The sequence below is a fragment of the Streptomyces sp. NTH33 genome, assembly GCF_003236365.1.
In the GTDB taxonomy this organism is placed as follows: domain Bacteria; phylum Actinomycetota; class Actinomycetes; order Streptomycetales; family Streptomycetaceae; genus Streptomyces.
The window spans coordinates 1-12,715 of record NZ_POTZ01000183.1 but is presented as its reverse complement, the minus strand read 5'-3'; the positions used below and the strand labels follow the sequence as shown (position 1 = coordinate 12,715).

Below are 12,715 nucleotides of genomic sequence, written 5' to 3'. Positions count from 1 at the left end.
CCGTGCCACACGTGCGCGCGTGACCGCCCTCCTCACCTCCGCCACCCACCCGGAACCCACGGGGGACTGGCCGGCGATCCCCTGGCCGCCGGTGTAGCCCCGCGGACCCGGCCGGGGCCCGTCCCGGCCGGCGTCAGCACACCCGGCGCGATCACGCAAGAGCGCCTCCCCGGTCATCCGGCCCGGTCCGGTTCGTATACGGGACCGCGGTCCGGTTAGGCTCATGACATGCATGCCTGGCCCGCTTCCGAGGTCCCCGCCCTGCCCGGTCAGGGCCGCGACCTGAGGATCCACGACACCGCGACCGGAGGTCCGGTCACCCTCCAGCCCGGTCCCGTCGCCCGTATCTACGTCTGCGGCATCACGCCGTACGACGCGACCCACATGGGTCACGCGGCGACCTACAACGCGTTCGACCTCGTGCAGCGCGTGTGGCTCGACACCAAGCGGCAGGTCCACTACGTCCAGAACGTGACCGACGTCGACGATCCGCTGCTGGAGCGGGCCCAGCGCGACGACGTCGACTGGGTGGAGCTGGCCGAGCGGGAGACGACCCTGTTCCGCGAGGACATGACCGCCCTGAGGATGCTGCCGCCCCGGCACTACATCGGCGCCGTGGAGGCGATACCCGGCATCGTCCCGCTGGTCGAGCGGCTGCGGGACCTGGGCGCGGCGTACGAACTCGACGAGGACGTGTACTTCTCCGTCGAGTCCGACCCCCACTTCGGCGGGGTCTCCCACCTGGACGCCGAGGCGATGCGCCTGCTGTCCGCCGAGCGCGGCGGCGACCCCGACCGCCCCGGCAAGAAGAACCCGCTCGACCCGGTCCTGTGGCTGGCAGCCCGGGACGGAGAGCCCAGCTGGGACGGTGGCTCCCTCGGCCGCGGCCGGCCCGGCTGGCACATCGAGTGCGTGGCGATCGCCCTGGACCACCTCGGCATGGGCTTCGACGTCCAGGGCGGCGGCTCCGACCTCGCCTTCCCGCACCACGAGATGGGCGCCTCGCACGCCCAGGTGCTCACCGGCGAGTTCCCGATGGCCAAGGCCTACGTGCACGCCGGCATGGTCGCCCTCGACGGCGAGAAGATGTCCAAGTCCAAGGGCAACCTGGTCTTCGTCTCGCGGCTGCGGCGCGACGGCGTGGACCCGGCCGCGATCCGGCTCGCGCTCCTGGCCCACCACTACCGCTCCGACTGGGAGTGGACCGACCAGGTCCTCCAGGACGCCGTGGCACGCCTCGGCCGCTGGCGCTCGGCCGTCTCCCGGCCCGACGGCCCGCCCGCCGACGCGCTGGTCGAGGAGATCCGCGACGCCCTCGCCGACGACCTGAACGCCCCCGCCTCCCTCGCCGCGGTCGACCGCTGGGCGGCCCGCCAGCAGGAGCGGGGCGGCGAGGACACCGGCGCCCCCGGCCTCGTCTCGCGCGCCGTGGACGCCCTGCTGGGCGTGGCTCTCTGAGACGGACGCCCGACACGGCATCAGGGGCGGTGCGCGTTCCGCGCACCGCCCCTGAACCGTTCACTCCTCCGGAGAGTCCTCGCCGTCCGTCTTGCCTGTCTCGTTCGTCTCGCCGGCCTCCGGCTTCGGAGGCTTCGAGGACCGCGTACGGCCCCCGGGCCCCTCCCGCTGGTACGAGCCGCCCTCGCCGCCGTCCGCTGTGGCGTGCCCGCCCGACGACGGGCCGCCGCCGTCCCGGCGCCGCAGATACCGCTCGAACTCGCGGGCGATCGCCTCGCCCGACGCCTCCGGCAGCTCCGCGGTGTCCCGGGCCTCCTCCAGCGTCTGCACGTACTCCGCGACCTCGCTGTCCTCGGCGGCCAGCTGGTCCACGCCCACCTGCCAGGCCCGCGCGTCCTCCGGCAGCTCACCCAGCGGAATGCGCAGGTCGAGCAGGTCCTCCAGCCGGTTGAGCAGGGCCAGCGTGGCCTTGGGGTTCGGCGGCTGCGAGACGTAGTGCGGCACCGCCGCCCACAGCGAGACCGCCGGGACGCCGGCGTGCGTGCAGGCCTCCTGCAGCACGCCCACGATGCCCGTCGGCCCCTCGTACTTGCTCTCCTCCAGGTCCATCCGGCGGGCCAGGTCCGTATCCGACGTGGTCCCGCTGACCGGCACCGGACGCGTGTGCGGGGTGTCGCCGAGCAGCGCGCCCAGGATGACCACCAGTTCCACGCCCAGCTCGTGCGCGAAGCCGAGCAGCTCGTTGCAGAACGAGCGCCAGCGCATGGACGGTTCGATGCCGCGGACCAGCACCAGGTCGCGCGGCTTCTCCCCGCCGACCCGGACCACCGACAGCCGCGTCGTCGGCCAGGTGATCTTGCGTACGCCGCCGTCCACGAACACCGTGGGGCGGTTCACCTGGAAGTCGTAGTAGTCCTCGGCGTCCAGCGCCGCGAACACCTCGCCCTTCCACTCCCTGTCCAGATGCGCGACCGCGGTGGAGGCGGCGTCACCGGCATCGTTCCAGCCCTCGAACGCGGCCACCATGACCGGGTCGATCAGCTCGGGAACCCCCTCGAGCTCGATCACCCAGCGCCTCCTTCCGACGTGCCCTCGCCTGACCCACCAACCTTACGGCGTGCGGCGGGGGCGCTCGCAGCCCCCTTGCACGGGGGAGTGAACGGATGACTGCCCCGTTCCCCGTGATCGAACACCCGGAGATCACCGCCGGGCCGGAGAGCGGAGCGCCCCGAGGACCGCGCGGTGCTCGCGCAGGGTGCGGCCGAGCGCGTCCGGTTGCTGCTCGCCGATGCGCGTGGCCGCCATCGCGGCCGCGGCCGGCTCCAGGACGCGGCGCACCGCCGGGAACTTCGGCACCGTGTCGCCGCGGTGGAAGGCGACGGCGAAACCCAGTGCCTCCCGCGGGGAGTGGCGCGACAGGCCCGGTCCAGCGGCGAGTTCGTTCTCCTTGTGTGGCCGGTCCCCCGTGCGGTGGGGGCCGGCCGCCAGTGCCCCGACAGGCACAGCCCGGCGTTCACTTCCTCCCGAGCAGGTCCCGCACCTTCGCCCGGACCTCGTCCGTGGCCAGACCGCGGATGGTCAGCGTCGTACGCCGGCGCAGCACGTCCTCCGGCGTCTCGGCCCACTCGTGGTCGCGGGCCCAGACGACCTGGGCCCAGATCTCCGGGGCGTCCGGGTGGATCCGCTCGCCCAGCTCCGGGTGCTCGTTCGCCAGCCGGGCGATGTCGAAGGCCAGCGAACCGTAGTGCGTGGCCAGGTGCCGGGCGGTGTCGGCGGCCATGCGCGGGCCGGGCGCCGGACGGTCCACCAGCAGCCGGTGGGCGACCGCCCGCGGGTTGGCGATGCCCGGCAGCGGCAGCTTCCTCGGCAGCGAGGAGACCGGCTCGAAGTCCTCGCCCAGCGGGGCGCCCGGCAGCGTCTGGAGCTTCCTCATCACCGTACGGCCGATGTGCCGGAAGGTGGTCCACTTGCCGCCCGCGACGGACAGCATGCCGCCCCTGCCCTCGGTGACCACCGTCTCGCGCTTCGCCTTGGCGGTGTCGCCGGGCCCGCCCGGCAGCACCCGCAGCCCGGCGAAGGCGTACGTGATCAGATCGCGGTCGAGCTGCCGGTCGCGGATCGAGAACGCGGCCTCGTCGAGTATCTGCGTGACGTCCTTGTCGTTCACCGCGACGTCCGCCGGGTCGCCCTCGTACTCCTCGTCGGTGGTGCCGAGCAGCAGCATGTCCTCCCAGGGGAGGGCGAAGGTGATGCGGTACTTGTCGATCGGGGTGGCCAGCGCGGCCCGCCACGGGGAGGTGCGCTTCAGCACCAGGTGGGCGCCCTTGGACAGGCGGATGGACGGCGCCGCGTTCGGGTCCTCCATCCTGCGCAGGTGGTTCACCCACGGGCCGGTCGCGTTGAGCACCAGACGGGCGTCCACGCCGAACTCGTCGCCGGACAGCCGGTCCCTCAGCTCGGCGCCGGTGACCCGGCCCCGGGTGAAGCGCAGGCCGGTCACCTCGGCGTGGTTGAGGACGACCGCGCCCGACTCGACGGCCGCGCGGACCGTCATCAGCGCCATGCGCGCGTCGTTCATCTGGTCGTCGCCGTAGACGGCCACCGCCCTGAGGTTCTCGGTGCGCAGCTCGGGCACGTCCCGCGCGGCCTTCGCCGGGCTGAGCAGGTGGCCCACGCCGTCGCCGAAGGCGGACAGCGCGGAGTAGGCGAACACGCCCGCTCCGAGCTTCGCCGCGCCGTGCGGCCCGCCCTTGTACACGGGGAGGTAGAAGGTGAGCGGGTTCGCCAGGTGGGGGGCCACCTGGCGGGAGACCGCACGGCGCTCGAAGTGGTTCTCCGCCACCAGCTTGACCGCGCCGGTCTGCAGGTAGCGCAGGCCGCCGTGGAGCAGCTTGGAGGAGGCGGAGGAGGTGGCGCCGGCGAAGTCGCCGGCGTCGACCAGCGCCACCCTGAGGCCGGACTGCGCGGCGTGCCAGGCGGTGGAGATGCCCAGGATGCCGCCGCCGATCACGAGGAGGTCGTACGTCGCCTTCGAGAGCTGCTCCCGGGTCTCGGCACGGCTCGGGTTGGAGCCGGAGGCCGGGCGGGTCCCCAGGGCAGGCACGGACTGCAGGGTGGACTGACTGGTCATTGCGGGTTCTTGCTCCTCGTCGGCTTTCGTCAGCTCTCGTCGGCGATCCAGCCCATGGCCCGCTCGACGGCCTTGAGCCAGTTCTTGTACTCACGGTCGCGGGTGTCCGCGTCCATGCGGGGGGTCCACTCGGCGGCCCGGCGCCAGTTGGCGCGCAGGTCGTCGGTGCTGTTCCAGAAGCCGACGGCGAGGCCGGCGGCGTAGGCGGCGCCGAGGCAGGTGGTCTCGGCGACCATCGGGCGCACCACGGGGGCGTCCAGGAAGTCCGAGAGCATCTGCATCAGCAGGTTGTTGGAGGTCATGCCGCCGTCGACCTTGAGGGCGGTGAGCTCCACCCCGGAGTCCTTGGTCATGGCGTCCGCGATCTCCCGCGTCTGCCAGGCGGTGGCCTCCAGGACGGCGCGCGCGAGGTGCGCCTTGGTGACGTACCGGGTCAGGCCGGCGATCACACCGCGGGCGTCGGAGCGCCAGTACGGGGCGAACAGGCCGGAGAAGGCCGGCACGAAGTAGGCGCCGCCGTTGTCCTCGACCGAGAGCGCGAGCGTCTCGATCTCGGCGGCGGTGGAGATCAGGCCCATCTGGTCGCGCATCCACTGCACCAGGGAGCCGGTGACGGCGATCGAGCCCTCCAGGGCGTAGACCGGCTTGTCGTCGCCGATCCGGTAGCCGACGGTGGTCAGCAGCCCGCTGTAGGAGTTGATGATCTTGTCACCGGTGTTCATCACCATGAAGGTGCCGGTGCCGTACGTCGACTTGGTCTCGCCCTCGGAGAAGCAGGTCTGGCCGAACAGGGCCGCCTGCTGGTCGCCGAGCGCGGAGGCGACCGGGATGCCGCCGAGCAGGTCGCCCAGCTTGCCGCCCCTGATCTCGCCGTAGACCTCGGCGGAGGAGCGGATCTCGGGCAGGATCTGCCGCGGGACGCCGATCGACTCGCAGATTCTCTCGTCCCACTCCATGGTGTGCAGGTTCATCAGAAGGGTGCGGGAGGCGTTGGTCACGTCGGTGACGTGCCTGCCGCCGTCCGTGCCGCCGGTCAGGTTCCAGATGACCCAGGTGTCCATGGTGCCGAAGAGCAGGTCGCCAGCCTGGGCGCGCTCGCGCAGGCCCTCGACGTTGTCGAGCAGCCAGCGGGCCTTGGGGCCGGCGAAGTAGGAGGCGAGGGGAAGGCCGGTCTCGCGGCGGAAGCGGTCCTGGCCGACGTTGCGGCCGAGCTCCTTGCACAGGGCGTCGGTGCGGGTGTCCTGCCAAACGATGGCGTGGTGGACGGGCTCACCGGTGTTCCTGTCCCACAGCACGGTGGTCTCGCGCTGGTTGGTGATGCCGATGGCCTTGATGTCGTCGCGGGTGATGCCGGCCTTCTCGATGGCTCCGGCGACGACCTCCTGGACGTTGGTCCAGATCTCGGTGGCGTCGTGCTCGACCCAGCCCGGCCTGGGGAAGATCTGCTCGTGCTCCTTCTGGTCGACGGAGACGATCCGGCCGTCCCGGTCGAAGACGATGCAGCGGCTCGAGGTGGTGCCCTGGTCGATGGCCGCGATGAACGGCCCTTGGCCGTGGGATGCGAGGCCGGCGGTGTGGGCGTCGGTCACTGTGTGCTCCTGGGGTCCGTGGTCGGTGGGGCGGTGGTTACGGCGCGTGCGGTGCGGCGCGGTGCTCGGTGTGCGAGGGCTTGGAGCGCGAGGGCTTGGAGCGCGGTGCTCATCAGGCGAAGGCGACGTTGTAGAGGCCTGCCCCGACGGCGCCGCCGACGAGCGGGCCGACCACGGGGATCCAGGCGTAGCTCCAGTCGGAGCCGCCCTTGTTGGGCAGGGGCAGCAGGGCGTGGACGATACGGGGGCCGAGATCACGGGCGGGGTTGATCGCGTAGCCCGTGGGGCCGCCGAGGGACAGGCCGATGGAGACGACGACGAGTGCGGTGATCAGGCCACCGAGGACCCCGAGGCCGTTGCCCTTGTCGTTCAGGCCCTGGGTGAGGACCGCGAGGATCAGCACGACCGTGCCGACGATCTCGGTGGCGAGGTTCTGCACCGCGTTCCGTATCTCGGGACCGGTGGAGAAGATGCCGAGGACCGGGCCGGCGCCCTTCTCCTGCGCCTCGACCGCCTTGACGGCGGTGGCCTGGGCACCCGGGCCGCCGACGATCTCCCGGTCGGCGAGGTGGGCCTGGAACTGACCGTAGTAGGCGACCCAGACCAGAGCCGCGCCGATCATGGCGCCGAGCATCTGGCCGGCGACATAGACCGGAACGTTCGCCCAGTCGCCGTTCTTGATGGCGAGGGCGACCGTCACGGCCGGGTTGAGGTGGGCACCGGAGACCGGGCCCGAGATGTACACCGCCGTCATCACGGCGAAGCCCCACCCGAAGGCGATGGCGAGCCAGCCGGCGTTGCGGGCCTTGGAGGCCTTCAGGGTCACGGCGGCGCAGACTCCGCCGCCGAGCAGGATGAGTACGGCGGTACCGATGGTCTCGCCGATGAAGATGTCGGAGCTGGACACCCGCGACTCCTTTGTCCTTCGTCCGGGGTAGCCGGACCCCCGGGTCCCACCGGGGGTCCAGCGCCCTCGAGGGGTGAGAGCGATGCCGGCCCTGGCTTTGTCACACCCTAACGCGTATTGCCGGAAGGTGTTCGACAATGCCGACCGATGGACGGGAGTCTCACCTCGCTGTCAGGTGGGCGTCAAGAGTTCTGCTGTCGAAAGCGCGATCGTTACTGATCGCCGGCGGTCGACCCGGCGTGGACACGCGGAAGGCCGGTACGTCGGTGACGTACCGGCCTGTGGTGTGCGGCCCGGCGCGGGGCCGTACGGCGCTCAGAACCGCCCGGCGCTCAGAACCGCCCGGCGCCCAGGTCCCGCGAGACCGCGCGGGCGCAGTCCCGTACCGCCGCGATGAGCTCGTGGCGCAGCCCGCCCTCCGGGCACACCCGCTCCACGGCGCCGGTGATGCCGACCGCGCCGACCGGCATCCGCCGCCGGTCGTGGATGGGCGCGGCGATGGAGGCGACGCCCTCCCAGGTCTCCTCCACGTCGGCGGCGTAGCCACGCGCGCGCGTGACGTCGAGGATGCGCTCGAAGCCGTCCAGGTCGCACACGGTGCGGTCCGTGAACGCCTTGCGGTCGGTCTCGACCGCCTCGCTGTGCGCGACGGGGTCGTAGGCCGAGAGCACCTTGCCCAGGGCCGTGGAGTGCAGCGGCTGCATCGCGCCGATCTCCAGCACCTGCCGGCTGTCGTCCGGGCGGAAGACGTGGTGCACGATCAGCACGCCGTGGTGGTGCAGCACTCCCAGGTAGACGCTCTCCCCGCTGGAGCGGGCCAGGTCGTCCGTCCAGACCAGGGCGCGCGCCCGCAGTTCGTGCACGTCGAGGTAGGTGGTGCCCAGGCGCAGCAGTTCCGCGCCCAGCTGGTAGCGCCCGGAGGCCTCGTCCTGTTCGACGAAGCCCTCGTGCTGGAGGGTGCGCAGGATGCCGTGGGCGGTGCCCTTGGCGAGACCCAGTGAGGCGGCGATGTCCGACAGGCCCAGCCGCCGTTCGCCGCCCGCCAGCAACCGCAGCATCGCGGCCGCCCTTTCGAGCGACTGGATGTTCCGTGCCATCGCCGTCCTGCCTCCGTCCCCTTCGACCGTCGGCGGACGACTCTCGCGCCGCCCGTTCGGCAATGCCGAACACTACCGGTCCATGCCGACTCACCGCCAATGGTCGGTCGGCACCTGTTGCACGACCCGGCCCCCGGGATGACCCGTCGGCCATCCTCGTCCGCCTGCTGGACGTCCCGCTCGTCGGGGTCCGGTCCCGGCTACCCTGGCGGCGTGCGCCCCCTCGGGAAGCTGTGCGCACGGTTCCCCGGAACCGTGTGCCCCGCCCCCCGGGGAGGACGCGAAGCCGACAGCCGTCGCACACAGAGGGAGCCCCTTCATGGCCTCGTTGCCGCTGACCCCTTCCGCCGACAGCCGGACCCGTGCGTCCGCCCTCCGCGAGGCGCTCGCCACCCGTGTGGTGGTCGCCGACGGAGCGATGGGCACCATGCTCCAGGCCCAGGAGCCGACACTCGAGGACTTCCAGGACCTCGAGGGCTGCAACGAGATCCTGAACCTCACCCGGCCGGACATCGTCCGGTCGGTCCACGAGGCCTACTTCGCCGTGGGCGTGGACTGCGTGGAGACCAACACCTTCGGCGCCAACCTCACCGCCCTGGGCGAGTACGACGTCGCCGAGCGCGTCACCGAACTGTCCGAGGCGGGCGCCCGCATCGCCCGCGAGGCGGCGGACGGGTTCACGAGCCGGGACGGCCGGCCCCGCTGGGTGCTGGGCTCGATGGGCCCCGGTACCAAGCTGCCCACCCTCGGGCACACCACGTTCACCGCCATCCGCGACGCCTACCAGCAGAACGCCGAGGGCCTGCTCGCGGGCGGCGCGGACGCGCTGATCGTGGAGACCACGCAGGACCTGCTGCAGACCAAGGCCGCCGTCATCGCCGCCCGCCGTGCGATGGAGACGGCCGGCCACGACGTCCCGCTGATCGTGTCGGTGACGGTGGAGACGACCGGCACGATGCTGCTGGGCTCGGAGATCGGCGCGGCGCTCACCGCGCTGGAGCCGCTGGGCATCGACATGATCGGCCTGAACTGCGCCACCGGCCCGGCCGAGATGAGCGAGCACCTGCGCCACCTGTCCCGGCACGCGCGCGTCCCGCTCTCCTGCATGCCCAACGCCGGCCTCCCCGTACTCACCAAGGACGGCGCGCACTACCCGCTGACCGCGCCCGAGCTGGCGGACGCGCAGGAGCACTTCGTCCGCGACTACGGCCTGTCCCTCATCGGCGGCTGCTGCGGCACGACGCCGGAGCACCTGCGCCAGGTGGTGGAGCGGGTGCGGGACCTGACGCCGGTGGAGCGCAGCCCACGCCCGGAACCGGGTGCGGCCTCCCTCTACCAGACCGTCCCGTTCCGCCAGGACACCTCCTACCTGGCGATCGGCGAGCGGACGAACGCCAACGGGTCGAAGAAGTTCCGCGCGGCCATGCTGGAGGGCCGCTGGGACGACTGCGTGGAGATGGCGCGGGAGCAGATCCGCGAGGGCGCGCACATGCTCGACCTGTGCGTGGACTACGTCGGCCGGGACGGCGTCGCGGACATGCGGGAGCTGGCCGGACGCTTCGCCACGGCCTCGACGCTGCCGATCGTGCTGGACTCCACCGAGGTCGAGGTCATCCGGGCCGGCCTGGAGAAGCTGGGCGGCCGTGCGGTGATCAACTCGGTGAACTACGAGGACGGCGACGGACCCGAGTCCCGCTTCGCGCGGGTCACCGCGCTGGCGAAGGAGCACGGGGCGGCGCTGATCGCGCTGACCATCGACGAGGAGGGCCAGGCCCGTACCGCCGAGAGGAAGGTGGAGGTCGCCGAGCGGCTGATCGCCGACCTGACCGGCAACTGGGGCATCCGCGAGGAGGACATCCTCGTCGACTGCCTGACCTTCACCATCTGCACCGGTCAGGAGGAGTCCCGGGGGGACGGCATCGCGACCATCGAGGGCATCCGCGAGCTGAAGCGGCGGCACCCGAAGGTGCAGACCACCCTCGGCCTGTCCAACATCTCCTTCGGCCTGAACCCGGCCGCCCGGATCCTGCTGAACTCCGTCTTCCTGGACGAGTGCGTCAAGGCGGGCCTGGACTCGGCGATCGTGCACGCCTCCAAGATCCTGCCGATCGCCCGCTTCGACGAGGAGCAGGTGCGAACGGCCCTGGACCTGATCCACGACCGCAGGTCCGAGGGCTACGACCCGCTGCAGAAGCTCATGCAGCTGTTCGAGGGCGCCACCGCGAAGTCGCTGAAGGCGGGCAAGGCGGAGGAGCTGGCCGCGCTGCCGCTGGAGGAGCGGCTGAAGCGGCGGATCATCGACGGCGAGCGCAACGGCCTGGAGCAGGACCTGGACGAGGCCCTTGAGACCCGTAAGGCCCTGGACATCGTCAACGACACCCTGCTGGACGGCATGAAGGTGGTCGGTGAGCTGTTCGGCTCCGGGCAGATGCAGCTGCCGTTCGTGCTGCAGTCCGCCGAGGTGATGAAGACGGCCGTCGCCCACCTCGAGCCGTACATGGAGAAGACCGACGAGGCGGGCAAGGGCACGATCGTGCTGGCCACCGTGCGCGGGGACGTGCACGACATCGGCAAGAACCTCGTCGACATCATCCTGTCCAACAACGGCTACAACGTGGTCAACCTGGGCATCAAGCAGCCGGTCTCGGCGATCCTGGAGGCTGCCGAGGAGCACCGGGCGGACGTGATCGGCATGTCCGGGCTGCTGGTGAAGTCCACGGTGGTCATGAAGGAGAACCTGGAGGAGCTCAACACCCGCGGCCTGGCGGCGACCTATCCGGTGATCCTGGGCGGCGCGGCCCTCACCCGCGCCTACGTCGAGCAGGACCTGCACGAGCTGTACGACGGCGAGGTCCGCTACGCCCGCGACGCGTTCGAGGGCCTGCGCCTGATGGACGCGCTGATCGGGGTCAAGCGGGGCGTGCCGGGAGCGAAGCTGCCGGAACTCAGGCAGCGCCGGGTGCGGGCGGCGACGGTGGAGATCGAGGAGCGCCCGCAGGAGGGGCACGTCCGCTCCGACGTCGCCACGGACAACCCGGTCCCCACCCCGCCGTTCTGGGGCAGCCGGGTGGTCAGGGGCATCCAGCTCAAGGAGTACGCCTCCTGGCTGGACGAGGGCGCCCTGTTCAAGGGCCAGTGGGGGCTGAAGCAGGCCCGCACCGGCGACGGGCCGACGTACGAGGAACTGGTCGAGACCGAGGGCCGTCCCCGGCTGCGCGGCCTGCTGGACCGCCTGCAGACGGAGAACCTGCTCGAGGCCGCGGTGGTCCACGGCTACTTCCCCTGTGTCTCCAAGGACGACGACCTGATCGTCCTGGACGAGCAGGGCAACGAGCGCACCCGCTTCACCTTCCCGCGCCAGCGCCGCGGGCGCCGGCTGTGCCTGGCGGACTTCTTCCGCCCGGAGGAGTCGGGGGAGACGGACGTGGTGGGCTTCCAGGTGGTCACCGTCGGCTCGAGGATCGGCGAGGAGACCGCCCGTCTCTTCGCGGCCGACTCCTACCGCGACTACCTGGAACTGCACGGCCTGTCCGTACAGCTGGCCGAGGCCCTGGCCGAGTACTGGCACGCACGCGTGCGCGCCGAACTGGGCTTCGCGGGCGAGGACCCGGACGAGATCCAGGGCATGTTCGAGCTGAAGTACCGCGGCGCCCGCTTCTCCCTCGGTTACGGCGCCTGCCCCGACCTGGAGGACCGTGCCAAGATCGCCCACCTCCTGAAGCCCGAACGCATCGGCGTCCACCTGTCGGAGGAGTTCCAGCTCCACCCCGAACAGTCCACCGACGCCATCGTGATCCACCACCCGGAAGCCAAGTACTTCAACGCCCGCTGACCCCTCCGCCCCGCTCCGTCCGGCCGGGCACACGCCTGCCCGCGACGCGTTTTGCCCGGGGGCGTCGTAAACTGGTCGGTCCACTGCAGGCCGGTTCCCCGTGGGGAACCGGCCTGGTCGTCCCTCAAGGAGGTACGCCGGATGACCAGTACAGTCCCCGCGCGCGGCACCCTTTCCCCGGCTCTCGGCTCCGCCCGGGCAGCAAAGGCCCCCACGGCCGAAGGGCCGGCCCTGCAGGCGGTGCTCCTCGACATGGACGGCACCCTGGTGGACACCGAGGGCTTCTGGTGGGACGTCGAAGTGGAGGTCTTCGCGGAACTCGGACACGCGCTCGACGAGTCCTGGAGACACGTCGTGGTCGGCGGCCCCATGACCCGCAGTGCCGGCTTCCTGATCGAGGCCACCGGCGCCGCCGTCACCCTCGCCGAGATCACCCCACTGCTGAACGAGGCCTTCGAGGACCGAATCGACGGCGCGCTGCCGCTGATGCCGGGCGCCGCACGGCTGCTGGCCGAGCTGTCCGAGCACCGGATCCCCACCGCCCTGGTCTCGGCCTCCCACCGCCGCATCATCGACCGCGTCCTGACCTCCCTCGGCCCTCAGCACTTCGACCTGTCCGTGGCCGGCGACGAGGTCTCCCGCACCAAGCCCCACCCCGACCCCTACCTGCTGGCCGCCGTCGGACTGGGCGTGGACCCGGCC

General features: G+C 71.7%; 9 protein-coding genes and 1 pseudogene. 4 read left to right on the top strand and 6 right to left on the bottom strand.

Features of this window, described 5'->3' with window-relative positions:
- Nucleotides 1–97: pseudogene (locus C1I97_RS41560) on the top strand (SCO1664 family protein); the annotation flags it as partial.
- 131 nt (nt 98–228) lie between these two features.
- Complete coding sequence (gene mshC / locus C1I97_RS18635; RefSeq protein ID WP_111004346.1) at nt 229–1,458, top strand: cysteine--1-D-myo-inosityl 2-amino-2-deoxy-alpha-D-glucopyranoside ligase; 1,230 nt, start codon at nt 229–231, stop codon at nt 1,456–1,458.
- Between the two features lie 60 nt (nt 1,459–1,518).
- Here mshC and C1I97_RS18630 read toward each other — a convergent pair whose 3' ends face one another.
- The 6 genes from C1I97_RS18630 to C1I97_RS18605 form a co-directional block, all read right to left on the bottom strand.
- Complete coding sequence (locus tag C1I97_RS18630; protein ID WP_111004345.1) at nt 1,519–2,526, bottom strand: PAC2 family protein; 1,008 nt, start codon at nt 2,524–2,526, stop codon at nt 1,519–1,521.
- 132 nt (nt 2,527–2,658) lie between these two features.
- A complete protein-coding gene (locus tag C1I97_RS18625; RefSeq protein ID WP_111004344.1) occupies nt 2,659–2,961 on the bottom strand; it encodes a hypothetical protein in 303 nt (100 codons plus the stop codon).
- 10 nt (nt 2,962–2,971) lie between these two features.
- On the bottom strand, nt 2,972–4,588 hold the full coding sequence (locus C1I97_RS18620) for a glycerol-3-phosphate dehydrogenase/oxidase (protein WP_111004343.1): 1,617 nt from the start codon (nt 4,586–4,588) through the stop codon (nt 2,972–2,974).
- Between the two features lie 29 nt (nt 4,589–4,617).
- Nucleotides 4,618–6,177, bottom strand: a complete 1,560-nt coding sequence (glpK, locus tag C1I97_RS18615; RefSeq protein WP_111004342.1) for a glycerol kinase GlpK — start codon at nt 6,175–6,177, stop codon at nt 4,618–4,620.
- Between the two features lie 112 nt (nt 6,178–6,289).
- Nucleotides 6,290–7,084 carry an MIP/aquaporin family protein gene (locus C1I97_RS18610; protein ID WP_111004341.1) on the bottom strand — a complete coding sequence of 265 codons (795 nt, stop codon included), beginning with the start codon at nt 7,082–7,084 and terminating at the stop codon, nt 6,290–6,292.
- Between the two features lie 332 nt (nt 7,085–7,416).
- Nucleotides 7,417–8,181: an IclR family transcriptional regulator gene (locus C1I97_RS18605; protein ID WP_111004340.1), complete on the bottom strand. Its 765-nt coding sequence runs from the start codon at nt 8,179–8,181 to the stop codon at nt 7,417–7,419.
- A gap of 319 nt (nt 8,182–8,500) precedes the next feature.
- On the opposite strand from C1I97_RS18605, the gene metH reads away from it, so the two are divergent.
- Nucleotides 8,501–12,013: a methionine synthase gene (gene metH, locus C1I97_RS18600; RefSeq protein WP_111004339.1), complete on the top strand. Its 3,513-nt coding sequence runs from the start codon at nt 8,501–8,503 to the stop codon at nt 12,011–12,013.
- 141 nt (nt 12,014–12,154) lie between these two features.
- On the top strand, nt 12,155–12,715 hold a 561-nt coding region (locus C1I97_RS18595), incomplete at its 3' end, for an HAD family hydrolase (RefSeq protein WP_111004338.1).